Source organism: Amycolatopsis japonica (genome assembly GCF_000732925.1).
Classification (GTDB): Bacteria; Actinomycetota; Actinomycetes; order Mycobacteriales; family Pseudonocardiaceae; genus Amycolatopsis; species Amycolatopsis japonica.
In genome coordinates, this window is record NZ_CP008953.1 from 1,223,223 (window position 1) to 1,247,832 (window position 24,610).

Below are 24,610 nucleotides of genomic sequence, written 5' to 3' on the forward strand. Positions count from 1 at the left end.
GCGCGCATCGGCACGGGCCTACACTGGCGGGCTGAGACGACCAGGGAGTTTTCTGTGAGCGAGACCGAGAAGACCGTCGAGGCGGAGGAGAACCCCCACGCCAAGGTGGTTCTGCAGGCGGCCAACTCGATGATGAAGGCTTCCCTGAAGCTGGTTCCGCCCGCGGTGCTGATCTGCGTCGTGCTCTTCACCATCCTCAATGGACTCCCGGGTCTGCTCGGCTCGGTCATCGGTGGCGTGCTCGCCATCGTGTCCGCCCTCGCGACGCTGGGCCTGATGCGCTTCAGCGCGGGCATGGACCCGATGTTCGTGATGGTGATCGCTCTCGGTGGTTACGTGCTCAAGATCCTCCTGCTCTTCGGGGCGCTGAGCCTGCTTCGCGGAGTGTCCTCGATCCACCCGACGGCCTTGGGCGTCACCATGATCGTCGCGATCCTCGTGGCCGCCGCGGTGGAGTTCGCCGCCTTCCGCAAGACCAAGATCCCGACGATCATCCCCGCCTCCCGCTGAGGTCGGGACCGAGGTCCTGACCTGGGACGGGACCTAGGTCCTCGGCCGATCGGGGGCAATGTAGTACGCCTGTACGGCCCGTCGGAACCTGCTGATATGGTCCGCGTATGGGCGGCGGCCTCGGCTGCCGGCTCCTGATGACGAACCCCGAACAGCAGTGTGGCGGCGGCGTTGAATCGTCCCTCATTACCCGCTGGTAGGCGTCTGTCTCCCGGGAGCACTGCATCGAGAATCCTCGTGTGCGGAACGTGAAACCGTGTTCAGCACATCGTGGGGTGGCCGCCTCCGACGGCCCGATACGTGTCGGGTACGTTAAGTCCAGATCGTGACGATTCCCCCGGCGGAGTGAACGCCGGCCGGGAGAACCGGAAGGAGCCCAGTGGGCGCGCTGGTACTAGCCGAGGGTGCGGAGTTCGCGCCGCCTGGTGTCAAAGACTTCAACCTGCCGCCGTTGTTCGGTTCCGGCTGGTTTGCTTTCACCAAGCCGATGCTGCTGGTGGTCATCTCCCTGATCATCATCATCACCTACTTCATGGTGACGTCTCGCCGGTTGAAGGTCGTCCCGGGCAAGGGACAGTTCATCGCCGAAAGCATCTACAACTTCGGCCGCAACAACATCGCGCGTGAGCAGATCGGTTCGGCCGACTTCAAGCCGTTCATTCCGCTGATCCTGGGTCTGTTCAGCTTCGTGCTGGTGAACAACCTGTTCGGGATCATCCCGTTCTTCCAGTTCCCGACGATGGCGCGAATCGGTTTCCCGGTCGCCCTCGCGTTCCTTGTCGTTTACCCGGTGTACCACTACGTCGGGTTCAAGCGCCACGGTTTCAAGGGTTACCTGAAGAAGGAACTGGCGCCGGCGGGTATTCCCGGGTTCGTTCTGCCGCTGTACTCCACCATCGAGTTCGCGCAGAAGTTCTTCATCGCGCCGGCGACCCTGGCCATCCGGGTTTTCGCCGCGATGTTCGCCGGCCACCTCATCATCATGGTCTTCACGCTCGGTGGCAGCTTCCTGCTGACCGAGGGCGAAGGTCTCGTGAAGGTCGCGTCGCCGGTGGCGTTCCTCTTCGCCATCGCGATGACCTTCCTGGAGGCATTCATCCAGGTCCTGCAGGCATTCATTTTCGCACTGCTGTCCGCAGGCTACATCGGCGCCGCGCTGGCGTCGGAGCACTGAGAACACCAAAAGACCCCCGATCCGCGTGAGTCGCGCGGACCGAGTTTGAAGGGAAACGCACGTGAGCAACATCGTTCTTGCGCAGGCCGCCACCGAGGCCGTCAGCATCAACAAGGGTCTCGCCGCCATCGGTTACGGCCTCGGCGCGATCGGCCCCGGTATCGGTGTGGGTCTCATCTTCGCCGCCGTCATCAACGGCACCGCCCGTCAGCCGGAGGCCCAGGGCAAGCTGCAGAGCATCGCCTTCTCGACCTTCGTGCTGACCGAGGTGCTGGCGCTGATCGGTATCGTCATCTACTTCCTCGCCTCCGCCTAAGGCTGAGTTTCGCTCATCGCTTAAGGAGACGTTGTGCTGAAGACCGAATTGGTGTTGGCCGCCGAAGAGGTGCCCAACCCGATCGTGCCGCACGTTCCCGAGCTCATCCTCGGGTTCATCGCCTTCCTTCTGCTGCTGTTCGTTCTGAAGAAGTACGTCGTCCCGCGTTTCGAGGCGACCTACGAAGAGCGGACCAAGCTGATCGAGGGTGGCATCGAGCGAGCCGAGAAGGCGCAGGCCGAAGCCGAAGAAAACCTTGCGCAGTACAAGGCGCAGCTGGCGGAAGCCCGTGCCGAGGCCGCGAAGATCCGTGACGACGCCCGGCTCGAAGCCGAGCAGATCAAAGCGGAACTGCGGGCCGAGGCCGAAGCCGAGTCCCAGCGCATCGTCGCCCAGGGTCAGGCTCAGCTGCAGGCCCAGAAGGCGCAGATCATCGCCGAACTGCGCGCCGAACTCGGCCGTAACTCCGTCGAGCTGGCCAGCCGCATCGTCGGCGAGTCGCTCGCGGACGACGCGCGCCGTCACGGCACCGTGGACCGGTTCCTGGCCGAATTGGAGACCGCGGGCGCCAACGGTGCCGGTCTCGGAGCGGGGAAGTAGACCAGAATGACGCTGCATGCTGCGAGCCGTGAAGCGCTCGACCTCGCCGAGAAGCGTCTCGGCGAGGTTCTGGCCGAAGCGGGTACTGACCCGGCGACGGTCGGCGACGAGCTGCTTTCGGTCGTCGCCCTGCTGGACCGGGAGATCGGCCTGCGCCGGGCCGTCGCCGACGGTTCGGCCTCGTCCGAAGCCCGGATCGGCCTCGCCCGCGGGATCCTCGCGGGCAAGGTTTCCGAACCGGCCCTGCAGGTGCTCGACTCCGTGGCGGGCAGCCGCTGGTCGAGCCCGCGCGAACTGACCGACGGGCTCGAGGCCCTCGGCCGCTCGGCGCTGCTCACCAGTGCGGAGAAGTCCGGGAACATCGACGCTGTCGAAGACCAGCTGTTCCGGGTCAGTCGTATCGTCGCGGGTGAGCCGGAGCTCGAACGGGCACTCTCCGACCTGACCGCCCCCGCGGAGGCGAAGCGGACCCTGGTCCGCACCTTGTTCGCCGACAAGGTGGACGTGGTCACCAAGACCCTCGTCGAGCAGGTCGTCCTGCGCGCCAAGGGCCGCGGGGTCGGCAACGCCCTCGAAGAGCTGGTCCAGCTGGCCGCGGAACGCCGTGAGCGCTCGGTCGCCCGGGTGACCAGCGCGAGCGCGCTTTCCGACGAACAGCAGGCTCGGCTGAGCGAGAAGCTCAACGCCCTTTACGGGCGGCAGCTCGCGCTGCACGTCGAGGTCGACCCGTCACTCGGCGGCGGACTCGTGGTCCGCGTCGGCGACGAGGTCATCGACGGCAGCACCGCGGGGCGGATCGACGCCCTGCGTCGCCGGTTGGCCGGCTGACCCACAACAACGACTTTGCACACTGGCACGAACGAAGCGAGAGCGGGAACGAAATGGCGGAGCTGACGATCTCCTCGGATGAGATCCGTAGCGCGATCGAGAACTACGTCTCGAGTTACGCCCCGGACGTGAGCCGGGAAGAGGTTGGCGTCGTCGTCGACGCCGGTGACGGTATCGCCCACATCGAGGGTCTTCCCTCGGCGATGGCCAACGAGCTGCTCGAGTTCCCCGGCGGGGTCCTCGGCGTGGCGCTGAACCTGGACGCGCGCTCCATCGGTGCCGCGATCCTCGGTGACTTCGAGACCGTCGTCGAAGGTCAGGAAGTCAAGCGGACCGGTCAGGTCCTCTCGGTTCCGGTCGGCGAGGGCTACCTCGGCCGCGTCGTGAACCCGCTGGGCGCCCCGATCGACGGCCTCGGCGAGATCGAGACCACCGAGCGCCGCCCGCTGGAGGTCAAGGCCGCTTCGGTGGTCGAGCGCCAGCCGGTGGCCGAGCCGCTGCAGACCGGTATCACCGCGATCGACGCGATGACCCCGATCGGCCGTGGCCAGCGCCAGCTGATCATCGGTGACCGCAAGACCGGTAAGACGGCCGTCGCGGTGGACACGATCATCAACCAGAAGGCCAACTGGGAGACCGGCGACCCGAAGAAGCAGGTTCGCTGCATCTATGTCGCGGTCGGCCAGAAGGGCTCCACGATCGCCGCGGTCAAGAAGTCCCTCGAGGACGCCGGCGCGATGGAGTACACCACCATCGTCGCGGCCCCCGCGTCGGACTCCGCCGGCTTCAAGTGGATCGCGCCGTACACCGGCTCGGCCATCGGCCAGCACTGGATGTACGAGGGCAAGCACGTCCTCATCGTGTTCGACGACCTGACCAAGCAGGCCGACGCCTACCGCGCGATCTCGCTGCTGCTGCGTCGCCCGCCGGGCCGTGAAGCCTTCCCCGGCGACGTCTTCTACTTGCACTCCCGCCTCCTCGAGCGTTGCGCGAAGCTCTCGGACGAGCTGGGCGCGGGCTCGCTGACCGGTCTCCCGATCATCGAGACCAAGGCGAACGACGTGTCGGCCTACATCCCGACGAACGTCATCTCGATCACCGACGGTCAGTGCTTCTTCCAGTCGGACCTGTTCAACGCCGGTCAGCGCCCGGCCATCGACGTGGGTATCTCGGTTTCCCGCGTGGGTGGTGCCGCACAGGTCAAGGCGATGAAGGACGTTTCGGGTTCGCTCCGTATCGACCTGTCGCAGTACCGCGAGCTGGAGGCCTTCGCGGCCTTCGCTTCGGACCTCGACGACGCGTCGAAGGCGCAGCTCGAGCGCGGTGCCCGCCTGTACGAGGTGCTCAAGCAGCCGCAGTACTCGCCGATCCCGGTCGAGGAGCAGGTCGTCACGGTGTACCTCGGCACGAACGGTCACTTCGACACCGTTCCCACCGAGGACGTGCGCCGCTTCCGCGACGAGTTCGTCGACTCCGCGCGTCGCAAGCACGGAGAGCTCCTCAAGGACATCCGCGAGTCGGGCAAGTTCTCCAAGGAGACCGCTTCCGGGCTGGTCGACGCGGTGAACGAGTTCAAGAAGGAGTTCACCACCTCCGAGGGCAAGAGCCTGGTCGAGGTCTCCGACGCGATGGACGCCGAGAAGGTCGGGCAGGAGACCGTCAAGGTCAACAAGCCCGCCCCGAAGAAGTGAGCTGATAGCTCATGGCCGCACAACTCCGAGAACTCCGGTCGCGTATCAAGGCGACCAAGTCCATCGGCAAGATCACCAAGGCGATGGAGCTCATCGCCACCGCGCGCATCACCAAGGCGCGGGCGAAGGTCGCGGCTTCCCGGCCGTACTCGGACGAGATCACGAACGTGCTCTCGGCCCTGGCCGGAGCCTCGGCGAACCTCGACCACCCGCTTCTGGTCGAGCGTCCGAACCCGAAGCGCGCGGCGGTCCTCGTGATCACCAGCGACAAGGGCCAGTGCGGTGGGTACAACTCCAACGTGCTGAAGGCGACCGAGGAGCTCCTCACGCTGCTGCGTGAGCAGGGCAAGGAGCCGGTGCTGTACGTGACCGGCAACAAGGGCCTGAGCTTCTACCGCTTCCGTGGCCGCGAGGTGGCCGAAAGCTGGACGGGCTTCTCCGACCAGCCCGGTTACGTCAACGCCGCGGAGGCCGGTGAACTCATCGTCGAGTCGTTCCTGAACGGCGCCGACGACGAGGCGGGCAACGCCGACGGCATCCTGGGTGTCGACGAGATCCACGTCGTCTACACCGAGTTCGTCTCGATGCTCACCCAGCGTCCCGTCGCCAAGCGCGTCGCGCCGCTCGAGGTCGAGTACACCGAGGGCGAAGAGGAGAAGCCCGAAAGCCTGCTCCCGAGCTACGAGTTCGAGCCCAGCGCCGAGAAGCTGCTCGCCGCGTTGCTGCCGAAGTACATCAACACGCGGCTCTTCGCGGCGATGCTCGAGTCGGCCGCGTCCGAACTCGCGGCCCGCCGTACCGCGATGAAGGCGGCGTCGGACAACGCGAACGAACTGGTGAACACGCTGACGCGGGAGGCGAACCAGGCCCGCCAGGCGCAGATCACCCAGGAGATCTCCGAAATCGTCGGTGGGGCGAACGCTCTCACCGCAGCAGGAAGTGATGACTGATGACCAGTACTGAAGCCCGTGCCAAGGGGCGCATCGTCTCGGTGACCGGCCCGGTCGTCGACGTCGAATTCCCGCGCGGTTCCGTTCCCGACCAGTTCAACGCGCTCAAGGTCGAAATCGAGTTCGAGCAGCTGCGCAAGACGGTGACGCTCGAGGTCGCCAGCCACCTCGGTGACAACCTCGTCCGCACCATTTCGCTCCAGCCGCAGGACGGCCTCGTCCGTGGCGCCGAGGTCACCGACACCGGCGGCCCCATCACGGTCCCGGTCGGCGACAAGGTCAAGGGCCACGTCTACAACGCGCTCGGCGAGTGCCTGGACGAGCCCGGCTACGGCGAAGACCTCGAGCGCTGGGGCATCCACCGCAACCCGCCGTCCTTCGACCAGCTCGAAGGCAAGACGGAGATGCTGGAGACCGGCCTCAAGGTCGTCGACCTGCTGACCCCGTACGTGCAGGGTGGAAAGATCGGCCTGTTCGGCGGTGCCGGCGTCGGCAAGACGGTGCTCATCAAGGAGATGATCACCCGTGTCGCCCGGAACTTCGGTGGTACCTCGGTGTTCGCCGGTGTCGGCGAGCGCACCCGTGAGGGCAACGACCTCTTCCTGGAGATGTCCGAGGACGGCGTCATCAACGACACCGCCCTCGTCTTCGGCCAGATGGACGAGCCGCCGGGCACCCGTATGCGGGTCGCGCTGTCCGCGCTGACCATGGCGGAGTACTTCCGCGATGTGCAGAACCAGGACGTGCTGCTCTTCATCGACAACATCTTCCGGTTCACCCAGGCCGGTTCCGAGGTGTCGACCCTGCTGGGCCGCATGCCTTCGGCCGTGGGTTACCAGCCGACGCTGGCCGACGAGATGGGTCAGCTCCAGGAGCGGATCACCTCGACCCGTGGTCGTTCGATCACCTCGATGCAGGCGATCTACGTCCCCGCGGACGACTACACCGACCCGGCCCCGGCGACGACGTTCGCCCACCTGGACGCCACCACGGAGCTTTCCCGTGGCGTGTTCCAGAAGGGCATCTTCCCGGCGGTGGACCCGCTGGCGTCGACGTCGACCATTCTCGACCCGGCCATCGTCGGTGAGGACCACTACCGCGTGGCCTCCGAGGTCATCCGGATCCTGCAGAAGTACAAGGAGCTGCAGGACATCATCGCGATCCTCGGTATGGACGAGCTGTCGGAAGAGGACAAGCTCACCGTTCAGCGCGCGCGCCGCATCGAGCGGTTCCTGTCGCAGAACATGCTGGTCGCCGAGGCGTTCACCGGTCAGCCGGGTTCGACCGTGCCGCTGTCGGAGACCATCGAGTCCTTCGACCGCATCACCAAGGGCGACTTCGACCACTACCCGGAGCAGGCGTTCCTGGGTATCGGTGGCCTCGAGGACCTCGAGAAGAAGTACAAGGAAATCACCAAGAAGTGATGTTCCGATGAGCGGCGGGATCAGTGTCTACTGTGGACGCTGGTCCCGCCGTTCGCTTACTGGGAACTTCGACTACTACACTCGGTGCCAGCACCTGAGGTGAAGGGAAGCTACGTGGCTGAGATTTCTGTCGAGCTGGTAGCCGTCGAGCGCCGTCTCTGGTCCGGTACCGCCACGTTCGTGGTGGCGCAGACCACCGAGGGCGAGATCGGCATCATGGCCGGTCACGAGCCGGTTCTGGGCCAGCTCGTCGAGGGTGGCGTCGTGAAGGTGACGACCACGGACGGCGAGACCGTGACCGCCGCGGTGCACGGCGGTTTCCTGTCGGTCACCGCGACCGGCGTGAGCATCCTCGCCGAGAGCGCGGAGCTCTCGGACGAGATCGACGTCGACGCGGCCAAGAAGGCGCTGACCGGCGAAGACGAGCAAGAGCGGGCTAGGGCGACCGCCCAGCTTCGCGCGGCCGGTCAGTCAGTCTGACCGGGCGAGAGGCAGGGGCCGGGCCGTGGAAATCGCCGTGGGTGTTCTCGGGGCCCTGACCGTCCTGGCCGTGCTCGCGGCCTGGTATTCGTTGCGGTGGGTCCGGATGCGCCGCGGTGGCGGCGTGAGCGTCGCCCTGCGGTGGCGTCCGGACGAGGCGCGGTCCAGCTGGCATCTGGGGCTGGGCCGCTACGAGGGCGAGAAGTTCGTCTGGTTCCGCGTCTGGAGCCTGCGAACGGGCCCGGATCGCGTGTTCGAGCGCGAAAGCATGGAGATCGCGGACCGGCGAGACCCCTCCGGCACGGAGGCGTACGCCGTCCCCGAAGGTTCGATCGTCCTGCGGTGCGAATCCGCCAAACAGGAGGCGATCGAGATCGCGATGGGTCCCGGTGCCCTCACCGGCTTCCTGTCCTGGCTCGAGTCGGCCCCGCCGGGCCGCCGCCTGCCGCGCGCTTCCTGATCACGCGTGTCGTCCGTCTGATCACGCGTGTCCCGCCTTCAATCACGCGAGTCCCGCGTCTGATCACGCGAGTTCGCCGTTCGGGCACGCCGTATGCTCACGCCGTGACCATCGTCGACATCCCCGGTTCGAAGTCGATCACCGCCCGAGGCCTGTTCCTCGCGGCCGCCGCCCACGGGACGACCGTGCTGAGCAGGCCGCTGCGTTCGGACGACTCCGAGGGCTTCGCCGAGGGCCTCCTCAAACTCGGCTACCAGGTCTCCCGCGCTCCCGGCGAGTGGACGATCGAGGGCAAGCCCGAGGGCCCCGCCGTCGACAGCGCCGACGTCTTCTGCCGTGACGGCGCCACCACCGCGCGGTTCCTGCCGGCACTGGCCGCCGCCGGCCACGGCACCTTCCGGTTCGACGCCTCCGAGCAGATGCGCGCCCGGCCGCTGGGCCCGCTCACCGACGCGTTGCTGGAGCTGGGCGTCGACCTGACCTTCGAAGGCTCGCCGGGACACCATCCGCTGGTGGTGCGGGCCGCCGGGATCAAGGGCGGCGAGCTGACGCTGGACGCCGGGCTGTCGTCGCAGTTCCTGACCGCGTTGCTGCTGGTCGGCCCCTTGACCGCCGAGGGCCTGCGGATCACCGTCACGGACCTCGTTTCGGTGCCCTACGTCGAGATCACCATCGCGATGATGCGGCGCTTCGGCGTCGAGGTCGTCCGGGACGGCGACACGTTCGTCGTGCCGCCCACGCCGTATCAGGGCTGTCGCTACGAGATCGAGCCCGACGCTTCGACGTCCAGCTACTTCTTCGCGGCCGCTGCGCTGACCGGCAACTCGGTGACCGTGCCGGGGCTCGGTGAGGGCGCACTGCAGGGGGATCTGGCCTTCGTCGAGGTCCTGCGGCAGATGGGCGCGGACGTCGAAGTCGGCCCGGACGCCGTGACCGTGACCGGAACGGGTGGCCTGCGCGGGGTCACGGTGAACATGCGCGACATCTCCGACACCGTGCCGACGCTCGCGGCCATCGCTCCGTTCGCGGACGGGCCGGTACGGATCGAGGACGTCTACAACACGCGCATCAAGGAATGCGACCGGCTCGCGGCGTGCGAGGAGAACCTGCGCGCGATGGGTGTTCCGGTCGAGACGGGGCGGGACTGGATCGAGATCCAGCCCGGCGTGCCGACGGGGACGTCGGTGAAATGCCGCCGGGACCACCGGATCGCGATGGCGTTCAGTGTCACGGGGCTGCGGACGCCGGGGATCACGCTGGACGACCCCGGTTGCGTGAAGAAGACCTTCCCCGGTTTCCACGATGCCCTCGCTTCGCTCCGAGCCTCCTGGGGCATTTAGTCCTCTGAATGCGGCATTTCTACCGGGCTGCGGACGTGATCCACGTCTATTCTCGGTCCATGACTCAGAGCGAGGACACGAACCGCTGGAGCCACCTTCCCGAGTCCGTGTCCCTGGAGGACACGATCACGATGAAGGCGATCGACCCGGGCAAGGACGGCACGCCCGACGTCGACCTCGAGCGCTATTGGGCAGCACGCGAACAGGGCTGAACGTGAGCTGAAGGGCGCTATGAAAGCGTCCTTCAGCTCGCCCCGCCCGGCTGCCACAGGATGTCGCCGTCCGGATTCGCCAGCCGCGACAGGATGAACAGCAGGTCCGAAAGCCGGTTCAGGTATTTGATCGCCAGCTGGTTCGTCGTGGCCTGCTCGGCTTCGAACAGCGCCCAGCCGGACCGCTCGGCCCGCCGCGCGACCGTGCGGGCCTGGTGCAGGAAAGCCGCCCCCGGGGTGCCACCCGGCAGGATGAACGACGTCAGCTTCGGCACGCGCTCGTTGAACTCGTCGCACCAGCCTTCCAGCCGTTCGATGTACCGCTCGGTGATGCGCAGCGGCTCGTACGGCGGGTTCTCCACGATGGGCGCGCACAGATCCGCGCCGACGTCGAAGAGATCGTTCTGCACCGCACGCAGCACCTGCGTGATCTCCTCGGGAAGCGCGCCCATCGCGAGCGCGAGCCCGATGACGGAGTTGGCTTCGTCGACGTCGGCGTACGCGCCAAGGCGGGGCGAGGTCTTCGGCACGCGGGAGCCGTCGCCGAGCGCCGTGGTGCCGTTGTCGCCGACCTTCGTGTACACGCGGTTGATGCGAACGACCATGAAGCCGACTCTACCGGCCCGGCGTAAGGCAAATCCGGGCGAGAGGGCATGATTGGCGCCCATGAGCGAGCACTTCGACGTGCACGGCGGAGCACGGCTGGTCGGCGAGGTCGACGTGGTCGGGGCCAAGAACAGCGTCCTGAAACTGATGGCCGCGGCCCTGCTGGCCGAGGGTACGACGACCATCACGAACTGCCCCCAGATCCTGGACGTTCCCCTGATGGGCGACGTCTTGCGCAGTGTCGGCTGCGAGGTCGTCATCGACGGCGACACCGCCACGATCACCACCCCGGCCGAGCTGTCGCACCGGGCCGATTCGGCCGCGATGGGCAAGCTGCGCGCGTCGGTGTGCGTGCTGGGGCCGCTGGTCGGACGGCTCAAGCAGGCCGTCGTGGCGCTGCCGGGCGGGGACGCCATCGGCTCGCGGCCGCTGGACATGCACCAGAACGGACTGCGCAAGCTGGGCGCCACCAGCACCATCGAGCACGGCTGCGTCGTGGCGAAGGCCGACGGGCTGCGCGGCGCGCAGATCTGGCTGGACTTCCCGAGCGTCGGCGCCACCGAGAACATCCTGATGGCCGCCGTGCTCGCCGAGGGCACCACGGTCATCGACAACGCCGCGCGCGAACCCGAGATCGTCGACATCTGCACGATGCTGACCGAGATGGGCGCGAAGGTCGAAGGCGCGGGCACCTCGACCCTCACCGTCGAGGGCGTCGAGAAGCTGCACCCCACCGAGCACCGCGTGATCGGCGACCGGATCGTCGGCGCGACCTGGGCGTTCGCCGCCGCGATGACCCGGGGCGACCTGACCGTCCGCGGTGTCAACCCGCACTACCTCGACCTGGTCCTCGACAAGCTCCGCCTGGCGGGTGCCGAGGTCGAGACGTTCGACGACAAGGGCTTCCGCATCGTCCAGAACGAGCGCCCGAAGGCCGTCGACTGGGTGACGCTGCCGTACCCCGGTTTCGCGACCGACCTGCAGCCGTTCGCGGTGGCGCTGTCCGCGGTCTCCGAGGGCACCTCGATGATCACGGAGAACATCTACGAAGCCCGGTTCCGGTTCATCGAAGAGATGATGCGGCTTTCCGGCGACGCGCGCACCGATGGGCACCACGCCGTCGTCCGCGGCGTGGAGAAACTTTCGAGCGCCCCGGTGTGGGCCGCGGACATCCGCGCCGGCGCCGGGCTGGTGCTGGCGGGGCTGTGCGCGGACGGCGTCACCGAGGTCTGGGACGTCTTCCACATCGACCGCGGTTACCCGCATTTCGTGGAGAACCTGAACCGGCTCGGTGCCCGCATCGAGCGCGTCGCGGGCGAACCCGAGCGGGCTTGATCAGGGCAGGGCGACGAACGGCGCGAGGAAGTCACGCGACGTCGGCGAGTCCAGCCGGTAGGTGACATTGGTGGCGTAGCAGGGCCCGTCACCGGTGATGGTCGTCGACACGAGGACACGCTTGCCGTCGATCGTGGCGAAGTTCGGCCCGCCGGAGTCGCCGTAGCAGGCGCCGCCGTTGCCCTGCGGTGCCGTCATCGCGAGCCGGACCCAGGTCTTGTTGAGCGCGTCGAAGGTGACGGGCGCCTTCATCCGGACGCCGCCGCCGGGATGCGTGTGCCCGCCCGGCCCGTTCACGGCTTCCTGCGTGCCGTAGCCGGCGACCACGAACGGCGTCGAGTTCAGCCCCTGCGGGCCGAGCTTGTCGAGCTGACCGGCACTGGGCAGCTTCGCGGGGGTGAAGCTCCAACGTGCGGCGACCTGCTTCGCGGGCAGCTGGACGACGGCGATGTCGTGCGAGTCGGCGGAGTTGCCGGGGTAGCCGGGCTCGCTGTGCGCGACGCCCTCGACGGCGACGGCCTTGGCGACCGCCGCCGGGTCGCCGGGGTACTTCTTCGCGGCCGCGTCGAGACCCGCTTGCACGTCCTGGTCGAGCGAGACGAAGAACCGCACGTTGGCGGGCCAGTCGGTGGTGCAGTGCGCGGCGGTGAGGAAGGTGTCGGCGTCCACCATGGTGCCGGAGCACACCCAGTCGACCCGGTCCGGTGTGGCGGGGTCGCCGTCGTTGTCCCAGGTGGCGACGAGGGCGCCGACCTCGGTGCGCTCGGGCGCGGGGGTCGCGTTGTAGGAGTTGATCGCGGTCGCGGCGGTGGCGCCGCCCAGCAGCAGGGCGGCGGCCATCGCCGTGACGGTGGCGGCGGGGGTGAACCTCACGAACGGCCTCCTTGGCTAGGTGCTCCGGGATTCAACGTGGTGAACGCCGGAAAGTCACCCGCCGAAAGTAGTCATGCGTCCCGGCGCCGCCGCGTTCCCGCGTAGACCGCGGCACCGCCCGCGGCCAGCGAACCCAGCCCGGTCAGCAGTACGGGTTCGAGATCGAAACCGGTCTTGGCCAGTGACGGCGAGCTCGCGACCGCGACGTCGGCGCGGGGCGCGGCGGCCGCGGCGACGGCCGCCACCGGCACGACCGCGGGAGGGACGGCTTCGGAGCGTGGTCCCCCGGGCGGGGGAGTCTCGGCCGGCGGCTTCGTGGCGGGCGGCGTCCGGTCCGGCACGCAGGCGGTGTGCGCGGGATTGCCGCGTCCGACGCCGTGGTTGCGGTCGCATTCGTAGCCCGCGTTCGCGTCGGAACCGCCCGGCAGCTGCCCGCGCGGGTTCTTGTTGTCGGCCTTGCCGACGCAACCGGCGCAGGGCTTGCCGATGGCTTCGCCACCGCCGTTGCCGTTGGCCGACGGCGAACCGTCCCGGGTGGAGTCGTACGGCCCGTGCTTGTTCGCGCCGTGCCCGGAGAAGTCCGCTTTGGACGGTGGCTGCGGTTTGGTGGTGTCCCGCGCGTGTCCGGGCGGGGCTCCGGAGTTACCGCGCTCGCCGGCGTCGGCGGGACCCGCGCCGAGGAGAATGAGGGAGAAGGCGGCTCCGGCGAGAACGCCGTAGGTCTTCTTGTTCATCGAAGCCTCCCTGAGGTCGCGCCATTGCGACATCCGGAGTATCGCGTGAACGACCGAAGGGGTTACTCCAGCACGAGCGCGGTGCCGAAGCCGACCAGCGCCGTGCCGGTGACACCGTCGAGCGCCCGGCGGACCTTGCGGCGTTCGAGCCAGGTCCGCACGCGGTGCACGAAGAACAGCAGCAGGAGCTGGGCGACCGTGCCCGCGGCCGCGATCGTGTACGCCAGCAGCAGCGCGTCCCCGGTGCCGGTGACGCCCGGGGTCAGGAACTGCGGCAGCACCGACAGGTACAGCACGAGCACCTTCGGGTTGGTGACGTTGGAGAGGAAGCCTTCCCGCCAGCGGCGGAATCCGCTCCGCCGGGCGGCTGCGGTCTCGGCGAGCCCGGCGTAGTCCCCGCGGAAGGCGCCGATCAGAGCCCGGACGCCGAGGTAGCAGAGGTACGCCGCGCCCGCCCATTTCACGGCTTCGAACACCGGCCGCGAGTTCATGATGACCGCGCCGAGACCGAGCGCGGCCGCGGTCGCCTGCGCGAGATTCGCGGCGCCGACGCCGAAACAGGCCCAACCTCCGCCGCGGACACCGCCGGACAGCGCGTTCTTCAGCACCACCATGTTGTCCGGGCCGGGGACGAGCGCGAGCGCCAGCATCATCAGCGCGAAACCGCTGTACACACCCCAGGTCATGACTCGAACACCAAAGCCGCGCCGAAGCCGACCAGCGCCGTGCCGGTGACGCCGTCGAGCGCCCGCCGGACCTTGCGGCGTTCGAGCCAGGTCCGCACGCGGTGCACGAAGAACAGCAGCGTCAGCAGCCAGATCGCGCCCAGGACGGCGACCGTGTACGCGAGCAGCAGCGCGTGCCACGCCGACGTCGTCACCGGATCGAGGAACTGCGGCAGCACCGAGAGGTACAGCACGAGCACCTTCGGGTTGGTGATGTTGGAAAGGAAGCCCTCGCGGAAGCGGCGGAACCCGCTCGACCGTTGCTGCTTCACCGCCGTGACACCGGAGTAGTCGCCCCGCCACGCGCCGCGCAACGCCTGGAAACCGAGGAAGACCAGGTATGCGGCGCCGACCCATTTGAGCGTCACGAACACCGGCTGCGACTGCGCGATCACGACACCGAGGCCGAGCGCGGCGGCGGTGCCCTGGACGGCGTTGGCCACGAAGATCCCGGCCGTGGTGAGGAAACCGCCGCGGGTGCCGCCGGACAGCGAGTTCTTGAGCATCACCATCGTGTCCGGCCCGGGCGCGAGGACGATCAGGACGACGATGACCAGATAGCTGCTGTACGAACTCCACGTCACGGTCACCCACGCTAGACGCCGGTGGCGGGGGAGTCTCGCGGATTTCGGTCACAGTCCAAGGCGCGGTCGGCTGCCCTGGGGCGCCACTCACGAGGACTCGTGTCGCTTCGGCGGTCACGTGTGTTCGAGGGGACGGCGGGCGTGATCAGGTGGACGACACGCGCGTAGCCGGCCGGTCCTGCCCCGAGCCGTCCGCCTGGACACGCGTGTCGTCCACCTGATCACGGGTGTCGGCCATCCAGTCACGGCGAGGCCGGGCCGGGTGGTCGTGGGTGGCGATTCGGGTTCTATTGAGAGGTAAGTCGAAAATGGCGTGATCGAACCCCTGCCACGCGGGATTCCGGAATGACTCGCGGGGATGAACGGCGCGCCCGATTGATGTCATTATGTCCGGTTCTCGCGTGGGTCGTGAGTGGCAAGGAGGGTTAGGGCGACCATCGCCGCTCGCGACCCTTGGGCAATACTACGCAAAGTGCCCAAATCAGACGTTTTGATCAAAAGTGTCCTTTTTGGACGGTCTGAGGGGCATGCTGGGCCTCGGCGGTGCGAGCCCGCTCGCACCGCTGACTCCATCACGCCACCTTTGACTTACCCCTCGATAACCCGAATCGCCACTCACGACCACCTGTACCGAAGGCTCGCCAGGTCCGTTCGGCCCGATGGGCGACCGACGAACGGACACTCCTCGCCCGTCCCCCGGACGGGTAATGTGCCGTGGCATGCATGAGGGGCAGATCGACCTCCTTCCAGGCGAACGGGTCATCTGGGCCGGGCAGCCCGTGCGCAGGCCCCTCTTCAATCCCGGCGACTACTTCAACGTCCCTGTCGGCCTCCTCTGGCTCGGCGCCGTCACGGTGTTCTTCGCGGCCAACCACGACACGGCGTTCCACACGGCCGCATGGGTCGTGCTCACCGTCGCGGGCGTCCTGCATCTCGCCGGTAGGCCGCTGATCCGCTACCTCAGGCTCGCCTCGACCACGTACGCCGTGACGGACGGCCGGGTCATCGCGACCAGTTCGCTCGTCCGCCGCAAGGAGGAGTCCGCGGCGCTGGCCGGCCTCGCGGATCCCGTCGTCACCCCCGGGCCGGGCAAGACCGGGACGATCACCTTCGGCAGGCTCGGCGTGCTGGCGTGGGCGTCGGCGAACTTCGGCGCCGGCACCGGTAAGGACCGGAAGCCGCCGGTCATCCTGGTGGGCGTCAGCGACGTGGCGAAGGTCCGGGAGAAGCTGGCGAAAGCCGTCGAAGAGGCGCGAAACCGGAACCCTTAGCGGCCACAACACCTTCACAACATTTCCCGGTGGTGCCGGATGTGAATCTCTCCGCGTTGGCACGGATTCCCGACAGGAGAGAGAGAAATGCGCAAGCTTTGGAGCAGCACCCTCGCCCTGCTCGCCGCGGGTGGGCTGTCCGTCACCGTCTCCCCGGCGATTGCGGAGGCGGCACCGCCTAACTTCAGGATCGGCATCCAGCTGGCCGACAACGGCGGCCGGGGCGGATTCGGGGTCGAGCAGTTCACCGGATTCGCCAACTTCGGCACCAGCGTGTCGCAGTGGGCCGGGGACAGCAACAACTTCGACCCGGACGGCGCCAGGATCGATCTCAATCCCGCGTTCGGTGGTGGCCAGCTGAACCAGATCGACTTCCGGATCGGCGGGCAGGCCCGCGACCGCGGCAGGGAACTCGGTCCGGTCACCTACACGCCGTGGGCGAGCCAGGGCGGTGGCACGACCGACCTGATCACCGACAGCAACTCCTTCGACCCGGACCAGTACCGGCTGTTCCTGGAGACGCGTCCACTGCCGCCCGGCGTCCAGATCACCGACCTGCGCCTGTCCATCCTGGCCGTCGACCGCGGCGAGCCGGAGGGCGTGCCCACCTTCACCCGGTGGGCGAGCCAGGGCGGGGGCCAGAGCGACTTCGCCCTGGACGCCAACGCCTTCGACCCGGACGGGTTCCGCATCGGGCTCGAAGTCGTCTGATCCCGGTGCTCGGGTCCCGTGTCGTCCACCGGGGCCCGGGCACCTTCCAGCCGGAAGAATGACCCGACTGTGTTCGATTCAACTGCGCGGCGCATGTTACCGGCCGGTACACTCAAGCGGTCGTCCAGCGCCGGAGGTATGCCGTGCCCTATCCCACGGACCGTGAACGGGACCGCCCCTGGGTGATGCGGACCTACGCGGGTCACTCGTCCGCGGCCGCGTCCAACGAGCTGTACCGCCGTAACCTCGCGAAGGGGCAGACCGGCCTCTCGGTCGCCTTCGATCTGCCGACGCAGACCGGTTACGACCCGGATCACCAGCTGTCCAAGGGCGAGGTCGGCAAGGTCGGCGTCCCGGTCTCGCATATCGGCGACATGCGGCGCCTCTTCGACGGCATCCCGCTCGCCGAAGCCAACACGTCGATGACGATCAACGCGCCCGCCATGTGGCTGCTGGCGCTCTACGTCTCCGTGGCGCGTGAGCAGGCCGAAGCCGAGGGCCGTGACGTGGACGAGGTGCTGGCGAAGCTCACCGGCACCACGCAGAACGACATCATCAAGGAATACCTCTCCCGCGGCACCTACATCTTTCCGCCGGGCCCGAGTCTCCGCCTGATCACCGACATGATCGCGTGGACCGTGCACCACGTGCCGAAGTGGAACCCGATCAACATCTGCAGCTACCACCTGCAGGAAGCCGGTGCGACGCCGACGCAAGAGGTCGCGTACGCGTTGTGCACCGCCATCGCCGTCCTCGACGCGGTCCGCGATTCCGGCCAGGTCGAGCAGGCCGACATGGCCAAGGTCGTCGCGCGGATCTCGTTCTTCGTCAACGCCGGGGTGCGGTTCGTCGAAGAGATGTCGAAGATGCGCGCGTTCACCGCGCTCTGGGACGAGATCACCCGGGATCGTTACGGCGTCACGGATCCCAAGGCGCGGCGGCTGCGCTACGGCGTGCAGGTCAACTCGCTGGGCCTGACCGAGGCGCAGCCGGAGAACAACGTCCAGCGCATCGTGCTGGAGATGCTCGCGGTCTCCCTTTCCCGCGGTGCCAGGGCCCGCGCGATCCAGCTGCCCGCGTGGAACGAGGCGCTCGGCCTGCCCCGGCCGTGGGATCAGCAGTGGGCGCTGCGGATGCAGCAGGTGCTGGCGTTCGAGACCGATCTGCTGGAGTACGAAGACATCTTCGACGGCTCGCACGTCATCCAGGCCAAGGTCGACGAGATCATGACGGGCGCCCGCGAGGAGATCGCGCGGGTGCAGGATCTGGGCGGCGCGGTGGCGGCCGTCGAGAGCGGCTACATGAAGTCGCAGCTCGTCGCTTCGCTCGCGGAGTACCGGCGTGGCATGGAGAACGGCGAGCGGATCCTGGTCGGGGTCAACAAGTTCGAGACCACCGAGCCGTCCCCGCTGCAGGCCGAAGGCGCGAAGGCGATCGAAACGATCGACCCCGCCGTCGAGAAACAGGCGGTCACCGCGATCGAGGAATGGCGGACGCACCGCGACAACGCGGCCGCCGAGTCGGCGCTGGAGAAGCTGAAGACCGTCGCCAAGACTTCGGAGAACCTGTTCGAAGCCACCATCGAGTGCGCCCGCGCCGGGGTCACCACCGGTGAATGGTCGGGTGCGCTGCGCGAGGTGTTCGGCGAATACCGTGCTCCCACCGGGGTTTCCGCGTCGGCGGCCGCGGGCGAGGGCAACGAGGAGATCCGCCGCGTCCGTGACCGGATCAAGGCGACGAACACCGAAATCGGCGAGCGGCTGCGGATCCTGGTCGGCAAACCCGGTCTCGACGGGCATTCCAACGGCGCCGAGCAGGTGGCCGTGCGGGCGCGTGACGTCGGTTTCGAGGTGGTGTACCAGGGCATCCGGCTCACGCCGGAGCAGATCGTCGCGGCCGCCGTCCAGGAGGGCGTGCACGTGGTCGGGCTTTCGGTGCTCTCGGGTTCGCATCTCGAGGTCGTGCCGCAGGTCGTGGACGGTTTGCGGGCCGCGGGCGCGGGCGACATCCCGGTCATCGTCGGCGGCATCATCCCGCCCGACGACGAGAAGCTCCTGCTGGAGCGGGGAATCGCGCGGGTGTTCACGCCGAAGGACTACGAACTCACCGACATCATGGACGGAATTGTCGGATTGGTACGGGAGCGCCACGGTCTGAGCACCTAAAGTCACCGTAAATCTCGGTACCGTAACAGCGGGTGGTTCGTCACCCGCTCACACTGCTCGCGTGTGGGTACCCACCTACGTTTCGATTAAACCGATTAATCGAAAAGAGGTGCCGCGATGGTGCACGGCGAATGGTCGAGGCGAGAGTTCTTCCGGCGGTCGGCGGTACTGGGAGCGGTGACGATCGGCGGCCCGGTGCTGTTGTCCGCGTGCACGTCGACGTCTTCCGGTGACGCCCTGCAGGCCGCCAAGGACGCGAAGAAGATCAAGATCGGGATCGCGAACGAAGCGCCGTACGGTTTCACCGACCAAGCCGGCAAGGTCACCGGTGAGGCGCCGGAGGTCGCGCGCGCCGTCTTCAAGGCCATGGGCATCGACAACGTGGAAGCCGAAGCGGTCTCCTTCGACCAGTTGATCCCCGCGCTCAACGCCAGGAAGTACGACATCGTCGCGGCCGGGATGAACATCAAGAAGGAACGGTGCGACGCGGCGGCCTTCTCGATCCCCGACTACTCGGCGCTGACCGCTTTGCTGGTCCCCAAGGGAAATCCGCAGCAGGTGCTGAAGTTCGAGGACATCGCGGCGAAGAAGGTCAAGGTCGCCGTGCTCTCCGCGGCCGTGGAAAAGGGATACGCCACCGACTCCGGCGTCGCCGAGGACCAGATCGTCACCCTCGACTCGCAGGACAACACGCTCCGCGCGGTCACCGACGGCCGGGTCTACTGCGCCGCCCTCACCGACATCTCCCTCAAGGACGTCCTGGCGAAGAGCCCGGGCGCCGCGGCCGAGGTGACGCCGGGCTTCGACCCGATCAAGGACGGCAAACCGGTCGTCTCCGCCGGCGCGTTCGTCTTCCGCAAGGACGACAACCCGTTGCGCGAGGCCTTCAACGCCGAGCTCAAGAAGCTGCACGACAGCGGCGAATGGACCAAGATCGTGACGCCGTTCGGGTTCTCGGCGGACAACCTGCCGAAGGCCGACGTCACCACCGAGAAACTCTGCGCGGTGTAGCGGGGCTGACGTCATGTCGTCGTCGGTATCGCATATCATCACGACCGTCCTCAGTGGACTGACCGCGACCGTCACCGCCGCCGTCGGCGGGATCGCGCTCACCGTGGTGCTCTCCCTGATCGCCGGGCTCGCGCTGGGCTCGCCGTCCCGGACGGTGCGGGGGATTTCGCGCGTCTACGTCGAGATCTTCCGCGGCACTTCGGAAGTCGTCCAGCTGTTCTGGCTGTACTTCGTGCTGCCGGTGCTGGTCGGCTTCCAGCTGGTGCCGATGTTCGCCGGGATCCTGGTGCTGGGCCTCAACCACGGGGCGTACGGCGCGGAAATCGTCCGCGGCGCGGTGAATTCGGTGCCTCGCGCGCAGTTCGAGGGCGCCGTCGCGCTCAACCTGACCCCCGCCCAGCGGATGCGGCGCGTGATTCTGCCGCAGGCGTTCGCGGAAATGCTGCCACCGTTCAACAATCTCTTCATCCAGTTGCTGAAGAGCACCGCGCTGCTTTCGTTCATCGCCGTCCCGGAGATGGCACGGCAAGGTGAATTGCTGCGGCCGGTGTTCGGCGCCGAGCTCGGCTGGATCTACGGCACAGAACTCGTGCTCTATCTCCTGATCGCGTTGCTGATCACCAGCGGGATGCGGCTGCTGGAACGGATCGCCGCGCGGCGCCTCGGCCGGGCCCCGGCCAGGATGACGGCCACCGCGGGAGGTGTGTGATGGACTGGAGCTGGGAATCCGCCGCGAATTCGGTTCCCCTTCTGCTGGAAGGGCTTCTCGTCACCGTCGAGATCACCTTGCTGGCCTCGGTGGTCGCGTACGCGCTCGGTCTGGTGTTCGCGCTGATCCGCCGGACGGGGATTCCCGTGCTGTCCCAGGCGGTTCTGCTGTTCATCGAGTTCGTGCGCAGTACGCCCTTGCTGATCCAGGTGTTCGTGCTCTACTACGTGATCCAGCCGGTGGGCGGGATGACGTTGTCCCCGTTCGCGACCGGCGTCATCGCGCTCGGCGTGCATTACGCGACGTACGCGGCCGAGGTCTACCGCGCCGGGATCGAAGCCGTCCCGAGAGGACAGTGGGAGGCCACGACCGCGCTGAACCTGCCGAGGTCGCGGGTGTGGACCGCGGTGGTGCTGCCGCAAGCCGTGCCGCGGGTGCTGCCCGCGCTCGGCAACTACACGATCTCGATGTTCAAGGAAACCCCGTTGTTGCTGGCGATCGGCGTCGTCGACGTCCTGGCGAGGGCGAAGGAGGTCGGTGCCGACACGTTCCGAGTCACCGAGCCGTACACCCTGGCCGGGGTGCTGTTCCTGCTGGTGAGCCTGCCGGCTTCGATTCTGGTGAGAAGGTTGGAGCGACGTGCCGCCCACAGTTGATTCCCCGATGATCCGGTTCTCGCAGGTGGTCAAGTCCTATGGGGACCACGTGGTGTTGCAGGACCTCGATTTCACCGTCGCGCCGGGGGAGTTCGTCTCGCTGATCGGGCCGAGCGGGTCCGGGAAGACGACGATCCTGCGGCTGTTGATGACGCTGGAGAGGGTCGACGGCGGCACCATCGAGGTCTGCGGTGACTACCTGAGTCACATGAAGCGCGGTGAAAAGCTGGTGCCCGCGGACGAGAAGTACCTGCGGGAAGCGCGCAAGCGGATCGGCATGGTGTTCCAGCAGTTCAACCTGTTCCCGAACATGAACGTGCTGCGCAACATCACCGAAGCGCCGATCCACTCGCTCGGCGTCTCGCGGGACGAGGCCGAGGCGCGGGCCGTCGAACTGCTGGAGATGGTGGGGCTCGCCGACAAGAAGGACGCGCACCCCACCCGGCTTTCCGGTGGTCAGCAACAGCGTGTCGCGATCGCCCGCGCGCTCGCGATGCGGCCGGACGTACTGCTGCTGGACGAGGTGACTTCGGCGCTCGACCCGGAACTGGTGGCCGACGTCCTGCGCGTGCTGCGCGAGATCGCGACGTCCACCGACATCACGATCCTTTGTGTCACGCACGAAATGCAGTTCGCGCGGGACGTTTCGGACCGGGTGATGATGTTCGACGAGGGGCAGGTGCTGGAGGACGCCGCGCCGGGCAAGCTGTTCAACGATCCGGAGCACGACCGGACGCGGCGGTTCCTCAAAGCGGTGATCGACCGGGCGTGAGGGGGAGGCGGCGGGAGGGCGTGGGTCGCGCGGGTCGTGAGTGGTAAGTGTCGTTAGAACGACACTTACCACTCACGACCAACTCGACCCACGCCCTCCGTCGGCCTCAAAGCGCGCTCAAGATCTCCTTCGTCGAGGTGACCGTGGCGAATCCGCCGCCGTGCAGGTTCGTCGCGGTCGCCCGGTACAGCTCGTCCGCGGTCAGGACGCCGCCGTCCGGCCCGGCGAGGTCGAAGGTGAACGTGGCGTCGAGCGCGAAAGTCACGTCGTAGCCGAGGTTCCCGCCGACGCGCGCGGTGGTCTCGCAGCAGAAGTTCGTCTGGATGCCGGCGAGCACGAACGAGGTGATGCCGCGCGTCTTCAGCCAGCCGTCGAGATCGATGTCGCCGTGGAAGGCCGAGTTGACCTTCTTGCCGAACATCAGATCCGCGCGCACGCCGTCGAGTTCCGGCTTGAAGTGGTTGCCCTCCTGCCCCGGCCGCAGCGACGAGCCGGGTTTCACGGAGTCGTGGTGCACCAGCACGATCGGCAGCCCGCGCTCCTGCCAGGCGTCGACGAGCGCCTTGATGTTGGCTTCCGCGCCGGGGTTGTTGCGCGGGCCCCAGACGGGCCGGTCGAAGCCGCGCTGGACGTCGATCACGATCAAGGCCTTGGTTTCAGTGGTCATGGCCTCGAGTCTCGTGCTCGGAGCGGCCGCCGAGGGAGTGGCAGAAGACGCGCGATGCGGTACTTTCCTGCCATGCGAACCGTGGGTGTGCTCCTCCTGCCGGGCAGCCGGGCCTTCGATCTGGGCGTGATCGGCGAGGTCTGGGGCGTGGACCGGACCGACAGCGGCATCGGCCCCTTCGAGGTCCGGCTCTGCGCGTCCGGCCGCGGCCGGGTCGCCATCCACCCGTTCGGCCAGGTCGAGGCGACGCATGGGCTGAGCGGGCTGGCGGGCTGCGATCTCGTCCTCGTGCCCGGCCGGGTCGATCCGCACGCCGAGGTGCCCGTGGCCGCCGTCGCCGCGCTGCGCAAGGCGCACCGGGCCGGGATCACCGTGGCGTCGCTGTGCTCCGGTGCCTTCACCCTCGCGGCGGCAGGGCTGCTCGACGGCCGGTCCGTCACCACGCACTGGCGGCTGCTGGACGATCTCGAAACCGCCGCTCGTGACGCGGTCGTCCAGCGGGACGTCCTGTTCACCGACGAGGGTGACGTCCTGACCTCCGCCGGAGTGGTCGGCGGGCTGGATCTCTGCCTGCACCTGGTGCGCCGCGACCACGGCGCCGACGTCGCGGCCGCCCTCGCCCGGCGGCTCGTGATGCCGCCGGCGCGGGAAGGCGGCCAGCGGCAGTACGTCGACAATCCGTTGCCGCCCAAGCCGTCGCGGCCGAGCGTTTCGTCCACAATGGACTGGGCGCTGGAGCGTATCGCCGACGACATCGGCGTCGACGACCTTGTCGGGCACGCCGGGCTCAGCGAGCGGACGTTCCATCGCGAGTTCGCCGCGGCCACCGGTGTCACGCCGGGACGCTGGCTGCGCGCGCAGCGGGTGCGGCTCGCGCGGCGGCTGCTGGAGACCACCGAGCTGCCGGTCGAGCGGGTCGCGCAGCGGTCCGGCCTCGGCACCGCCGCCAACCTGCGGCGACGGCTCCGGGCCGACGTCGGCGTCGGGCCCGATTCGTATCGCCGGACGTTCCGGTCGGTTACCGTCGAAGCATGGCCGAGTACGAGCACATCCTCGTGAAGCGGGACGGCGACACCGTCACGATCACCATGAACCGCGCCGTGCGGCGGAACTCGTTGTCCGCCGACCACCTCGCCGAGCTGCTCGCGGCGTTCCGCGAAGCGGGGGACACCGACGCCACCGGGATCGTCCTGGCCGGCGCCGGGCCGGTGTTCTCGGCGGGGCACGACTTCGGCGACGTCGCCGCCCGCGACCTGATGGGCGTGCGCGAGCTGCTGCGGCTGTGCACGGACCTGATGGGCACGATGCAGTCCGTGCCGCAGGTCGTCGTCGCGCGGGTGCACGGGCTCGCGACCGCGGCGGGCTGCCAGCTGGTGGCGTCGTGCGACCTCGCCGTCGCCGCGGAATCCGCGGGCTTCGCCCTGCCCGGCGGCAAGGGCGGCTGGTTCTGCCATACGCCCGCCGTGCCGGTCGCCCGCTCGATCGGGCGGAAACGGCTGATGGAGCTGGCGCTCACCGGCGACGTCGTCGACGCCGCGACCGCGCTGGACTGGGGCCTGGTGAACCGCGTGGTCCCGGACGACTCACTCGACGAGGCCGTCGCTTCACTGCTGGGACGTGCGACGCGGGGCAGCCGGGCGAGCAAGGCGATGGGCAAGCAGACCCTCTACGCGCAGCTGGACCGGCCCGAGGCCGACGCCTACGCGCTCGCGCTCGAGGTGATGGCTTCGGCCTCGCAGCTGCCCGGCGCCCGCGAGGGGATGGCGGCGTTCCTGGAGAAGCGCTCCCCGGTGTGGCCGGACTGAG

Annotated in this window: 28 protein-coding genes; 22 read left to right on the plus strand and 6 right to left on the minus strand. The window is 68.1% G+C overall.

Features of this window, described 5'->3' with window-relative positions:
• Window positions 1-54 precede the first annotated feature (54 nt).
• The 12 genes from AJAP_RS06075 to AJAP_RS06130 all read left to right on the plus strand — a co-directional run bounded on the left by AJAP_RS06075 (window position 55) and on the right by AJAP_RS06130 (window position 9,985).
• The gene (locus AJAP_RS06075; RefSeq protein WP_038508922.1) at window positions 55-510 is read left to right on the plus strand and encodes a hypothetical protein; all 456 of its coding nucleotides are present in this window, start codon (window positions 55-57) and stop codon (window positions 508-510) included.
• Window positions 511-889: 379 nt separating this feature from the next.
• Window positions 890-1,684 (plus strand): F0F1 ATP synthase subunit A, encoded by a 795-nt coding sequence (atpB, locus tag AJAP_RS06080; protein ID WP_005150355.1) that lies wholly within the window; start codon window positions 890-892, stop codon window positions 1,682-1,684.
• Between the two features lie 61 nt (window positions 1,685-1,745).
• A complete protein-coding gene (locus AJAP_RS06085) occupies window positions 1,746-2,000 on the plus strand; it encodes an ATP synthase subunit c family protein (RefSeq protein WP_038508924.1) in 255 nt (84 codons plus the stop codon).
• Between the two features lie 33 nt (window positions 2,001-2,033).
• On the plus strand, window positions 2,034-2,600 hold the full coding sequence (locus tag AJAP_RS06090; RefSeq protein ID WP_038508926.1) for a F0F1 ATP synthase subunit B: 567 nt from the start codon (window positions 2,034-2,036) through the stop codon (window positions 2,598-2,600).
• 6 nt (window positions 2,601-2,606) lie between these two features.
• Window positions 2,607-3,428 (plus strand): F0F1 ATP synthase subunit delta, encoded by an 822-nt coding sequence (locus tag AJAP_RS06095; protein ID WP_038508928.1) that lies wholly within the window; start codon window positions 2,607-2,609, stop codon window positions 3,426-3,428.
• 53 nt (window positions 3,429-3,481) lie between these two features.
• Window positions 3,482-5,119 carry a F0F1 ATP synthase subunit alpha gene (gene atpA, locus AJAP_RS06100; RefSeq protein WP_038508930.1) on the plus strand — a complete coding sequence of 546 codons (1,638 nt, stop codon included), beginning with the start codon at window positions 3,482-3,484 and terminating at the stop codon, window positions 5,117-5,119.
• Between the two features lie 11 nt (window positions 5,120-5,130).
• Window positions 5,131-6,069 (plus strand): F0F1 ATP synthase subunit gamma, encoded by a 939-nt coding sequence (locus AJAP_RS06105; RefSeq protein WP_038508932.1) that lies wholly within the window; start codon window positions 5,131-5,133, stop codon window positions 6,067-6,069.
• Window positions 6,069-7,493, plus strand: coding sequence for a F0F1 ATP synthase subunit beta (gene atpD, locus AJAP_RS06110; RefSeq protein WP_038508936.1), 1,425 nt, complete (start codon window positions 6,069-6,071; stop codon window positions 7,491-7,493). The genes AJAP_RS06105 and atpD overlap by 1 nt, the downstream gene beginning before the upstream one ends.
• A 114-nt stretch (window positions 7,494-7,607) precedes the next feature.
• Window positions 7,608-7,973 (plus strand): F0F1 ATP synthase subunit epsilon, encoded by a 366-nt coding sequence (locus tag AJAP_RS06115; RefSeq protein WP_016336851.1) that lies wholly within the window; start codon window positions 7,608-7,610, stop codon window positions 7,971-7,973.
• A gap of 25 nt (window positions 7,974-7,998) precedes the next feature.
• Window positions 7,999-8,433, plus strand: a complete 435-nt coding sequence (locus AJAP_RS06120; RefSeq protein ID WP_016336850.1) for a DUF2550 domain-containing protein — start codon at window positions 7,999-8,001, stop codon at window positions 8,431-8,433.
• 104 nt (window positions 8,434-8,537) lie between these two features.
• On the plus strand, window positions 8,538-9,773 hold the full coding sequence (gene aroA, locus AJAP_RS06125; protein WP_038508938.1) for a 3-phosphoshikimate 1-carboxyvinyltransferase: 1,236 nt from the start codon (window positions 8,538-8,540) through the stop codon (window positions 9,771-9,773).
• A gap of 59 nt (window positions 9,774-9,832) precedes the next feature.
• Window positions 9,833-9,985, plus strand: coding sequence for a hypothetical protein (locus AJAP_RS06130; RefSeq protein WP_228694870.1), 153 nt, complete (start codon window positions 9,833-9,835; stop codon window positions 9,983-9,985).
• Window positions 9,986-10,017: 32 nt separating this feature from the next.
• On the opposite strand, the gene AJAP_RS06135 is transcribed toward AJAP_RS06130, so the two are convergent.
• Complete coding sequence (locus AJAP_RS06135; protein ID WP_038508942.1) at window positions 10,018-10,590, minus strand: cob(I)yrinic acid a,c-diamide adenosyltransferase; 573 nt, start codon at window positions 10,588-10,590, stop codon at window positions 10,018-10,020.
• A gap of 61 nt (window positions 10,591-10,651) precedes the next feature.
• Between AJAP_RS06135 and murA the strand changes: the two genes are divergently transcribed.
• Entirely contained in the window at window positions 10,652-11,926 is a 1,275-nt protein-coding gene (murA, locus tag AJAP_RS06140) for a UDP-N-acetylglucosamine 1-carboxyvinyltransferase (protein WP_038508944.1), read from the plus strand.
• Here murA and AJAP_RS06145 read toward each other — a convergent pair whose 3' ends face one another.
• From AJAP_RS06145 to AJAP_RS06160, 4 genes are all read right to left on the minus strand, one after another.
• Entirely contained in the window at window positions 11,927-12,799 is an 873-nt protein-coding gene (locus AJAP_RS06145) for a trypsin-like serine protease (RefSeq protein ID WP_084098042.1), read from the minus strand. It lies immediately after the preceding gene.
• 71 nt (window positions 12,800-12,870) lie between these two features.
• A complete protein-coding gene (locus tag AJAP_RS06150) occupies window positions 12,871-13,533 on the minus strand; it encodes a hypothetical protein (RefSeq protein ID WP_228694871.1) in 663 nt (220 codons plus the stop codon).
• A 62-nt stretch (window positions 13,534-13,595) separates the two neighbouring features.
• Window positions 13,596-14,219 (minus strand): LysE family translocator, encoded by a 624-nt coding sequence (locus AJAP_RS06155; protein WP_038508948.1) that lies wholly within the window; start codon window positions 14,217-14,219, stop codon window positions 13,596-13,598.
• On the minus strand, window positions 14,216-14,842 hold the full coding sequence (locus AJAP_RS06160; RefSeq protein WP_037341425.1) for a LysE family translocator: 627 nt from the start codon (window positions 14,840-14,842) through the stop codon (window positions 14,216-14,218). Before AJAP_RS06160 ends, AJAP_RS06155 begins: the two co-directional genes overlap by 4 nt.
• A 719-nt stretch (window positions 14,843-15,561) precedes the next feature.
• On the opposite strand from AJAP_RS06160, the gene AJAP_RS06165 reads away from it, so the two are divergent.
• From AJAP_RS06165 to ehuA, 7 genes are all read left to right on the plus strand, one after another.
• The gene (locus AJAP_RS06165; protein WP_038522480.1) at window positions 15,562-16,113 is read left to right on the plus strand and encodes a YdbT family protein; all 552 of its coding nucleotides are present in this window, start codon (window positions 15,562-15,564) and stop codon (window positions 16,111-16,113) included.
• Window positions 16,114-16,200: 87 nt separating this feature from the next.
• Complete coding sequence (locus tag AJAP_RS06170; protein ID WP_038508949.1) at window positions 16,201-16,824, plus strand: hypothetical protein; 624 nt, start codon at window positions 16,201-16,203, stop codon at window positions 16,822-16,824.
• A 143-nt stretch (window positions 16,825-16,967) separates the two neighbouring features.
• Complete coding sequence (locus tag AJAP_RS06175) at window positions 16,968-18,989, plus strand: protein meaA (RefSeq protein WP_073848270.1); 2,022 nt, start codon at window positions 16,968-16,970, stop codon at window positions 18,987-18,989.
• Between the two features lie 117 nt (window positions 18,990-19,106).
• The gene (gene ehuB / locus AJAP_RS06180; protein ID WP_038508951.1) at window positions 19,107-20,000 is read left to right on the plus strand and encodes an ectoine/hydroxyectoine ABC transporter substrate-binding protein EhuB; all 894 of its coding nucleotides are present in this window, start codon (window positions 19,107-19,109) and stop codon (window positions 19,998-20,000) included.
• Between the two features lie 13 nt (window positions 20,001-20,013).
• Window positions 20,014-20,709 carry an ectoine/hydroxyectoine ABC transporter permease subunit EhuC gene (gene ehuC / locus AJAP_RS06185; RefSeq protein WP_038508953.1) on the plus strand — a complete coding sequence of 232 codons (696 nt, stop codon included), beginning with the start codon at window positions 20,014-20,016 and terminating at the stop codon, window positions 20,707-20,709.
• On the plus strand, window positions 20,709-21,365 hold the full coding sequence (gene ehuD, locus AJAP_RS06190; protein ID WP_038508955.1) for an ectoine/hydroxyectoine ABC transporter permease subunit EhuD: 657 nt from the start codon (window positions 20,709-20,711) through the stop codon (window positions 21,363-21,365). Before ehuC ends, ehuD begins: the two co-directional genes overlap by 1 nt.
• A 7-nt stretch (window positions 21,366-21,372) precedes the next feature.
• Window positions 21,373-22,137 (plus strand): ectoine/hydroxyectoine ABC transporter ATP-binding protein EhuA, encoded by a 765-nt coding sequence (gene ehuA / locus AJAP_RS06195; protein WP_038508958.1) that lies wholly within the window; start codon window positions 21,373-21,375, stop codon window positions 22,135-22,137.
• A 106-nt stretch (window positions 22,138-22,243) separates the two neighbouring features.
• On the opposite strand, the gene AJAP_RS06200 is transcribed toward ehuA, so the two are convergent.
• Window positions 22,244-22,804 carry a cysteine hydrolase family protein gene (locus tag AJAP_RS06200; protein WP_038508960.1) on the minus strand — a complete coding sequence of 187 codons (561 nt, stop codon included), beginning with the start codon at window positions 22,802-22,804 and terminating at the stop codon, window positions 22,244-22,246.
• 72 nt (window positions 22,805-22,876) lie between these two features.
• Between AJAP_RS06200 and AJAP_RS06205 the strand changes: the two genes are divergently transcribed.
• Window positions 22,877-23,863 carry a GlxA family transcriptional regulator gene (locus AJAP_RS06205; protein ID WP_038508962.1) on the plus strand — a complete coding sequence of 329 codons (987 nt, stop codon included), beginning with the start codon at window positions 22,877-22,879 and terminating at the stop codon, window positions 23,861-23,863.
• Window positions 23,836-24,609: an enoyl-CoA hydratase-related protein gene (locus AJAP_RS06210; protein WP_038508964.1), complete on the plus strand. Its 774-nt coding sequence runs from the start codon at window positions 23,836-23,838 to the stop codon at window positions 24,607-24,609. Before AJAP_RS06205 ends, AJAP_RS06210 begins: the two co-directional genes overlap by 28 nt.
• The last annotated feature ends 1 nt before the right edge of the window (window position 24,610 follow it).

Excerpts from the sequence above, each read along its gene's own strand:
- AJAP_RS06095 (WP_038508928.1), top strand. The coding sequence starts at position 2,607 with ATGACGCTGCATGCTGCGAGCCGTGAAGCGCTCGACCTCGCCGAGAAG.
- atpA (WP_038508930.1), top strand. The coding sequence starts at position 3,482 with ATGGCGGAGCTGACGATCTCCTCGGATGAGATCCGTAGCGCGATCGAG.
- AJAP_RS06105 (WP_038508932.1), top strand. The coding sequence starts at position 5,131 with ATGGCCGCACAACTCCGAGAACTCCGGTCGCGTATCAAGGCGACCAAG.
- atpD (WP_038508936.1), top strand. The coding sequence starts at position 6,069 with ATGACCAGTACTGAAGCCCGTGCCAAGGGGCGCATCGTCTCGGTGACC.
- AJAP_RS06130 (WP_228694870.1), top strand. The coding sequence starts at position 9,833 with ATGACTCAGAGCGAGGACACGAACCGCTGGAGCCACCTTCCCGAGTCC.
- AJAP_RS06135 (WP_038508942.1), bottom strand. The coding sequence starts at position 10,590 with ATGGTCGTTCGCATCAACCGCGTGTACACGAAGGTCGGCGACAACGGC.
- murA (WP_038508944.1), top strand. The coding sequence starts at position 10,652 with ATGAGCGAGCACTTCGACGTGCACGGCGGAGCACGGCTGGTCGGCGAG.
- AJAP_RS06150 (WP_228694871.1), bottom strand. The coding sequence starts at position 13,533 with ATGAACAAGAAGACCTACGGCGTTCTCGCCGGAGCCGCCTTCTCCCTC.
- AJAP_RS06155 (WP_038508948.1), bottom strand. The coding sequence starts at position 14,219 with ATGACCTGGGGTGTGTACAGCGGTTTCGCGCTGATGATGCTGGCGCTC.
- AJAP_RS06165 (WP_038522480.1), top strand. The coding sequence starts at position 15,562 with ATGCATGAGGGGCAGATCGACCTCCTTCCAGGCGAACGGGTCATCTGG.
- AJAP_RS06170 (WP_038508949.1), top strand. The coding sequence starts at position 16,201 with ATGCGCAAGCTTTGGAGCAGCACCCTCGCCCTGCTCGCCGCGGGTGGG.
- ehuB (WP_038508951.1), top strand. The coding sequence starts at position 19,107 with ATGGTGCACGGCGAATGGTCGAGGCGAGAGTTCTTCCGGCGGTCGGCG.
- ehuC (WP_038508953.1), top strand. The coding sequence starts at position 20,014 with ATGTCGTCGTCGGTATCGCATATCATCACGACCGTCCTCAGTGGACTG.
- ehuD (WP_038508955.1), top strand. The coding sequence starts at position 20,709 with ATGGACTGGAGCTGGGAATCCGCCGCGAATTCGGTTCCCCTTCTGCTG.
- ehuA (WP_038508958.1), top strand. The coding sequence starts at position 21,373 with ATGATCCGGTTCTCGCAGGTGGTCAAGTCCTATGGGGACCACGTGGTG.
- AJAP_RS06200 (WP_038508960.1), bottom strand. The coding sequence starts at position 22,804 with ATGACCACTGAAACCAAGGCCTTGATCGTGATCGACGTCCAGCGCGGC.
- AJAP_RS06205 (WP_038508962.1), top strand. The coding sequence starts at position 22,877 with ATGCGAACCGTGGGTGTGCTCCTCCTGCCGGGCAGCCGGGCCTTCGAT.
- AJAP_RS06210 (WP_038508964.1), top strand. The coding sequence starts at position 23,836 with ATGGCCGAGTACGAGCACATCCTCGTGAAGCGGGACGGCGACACCGTC.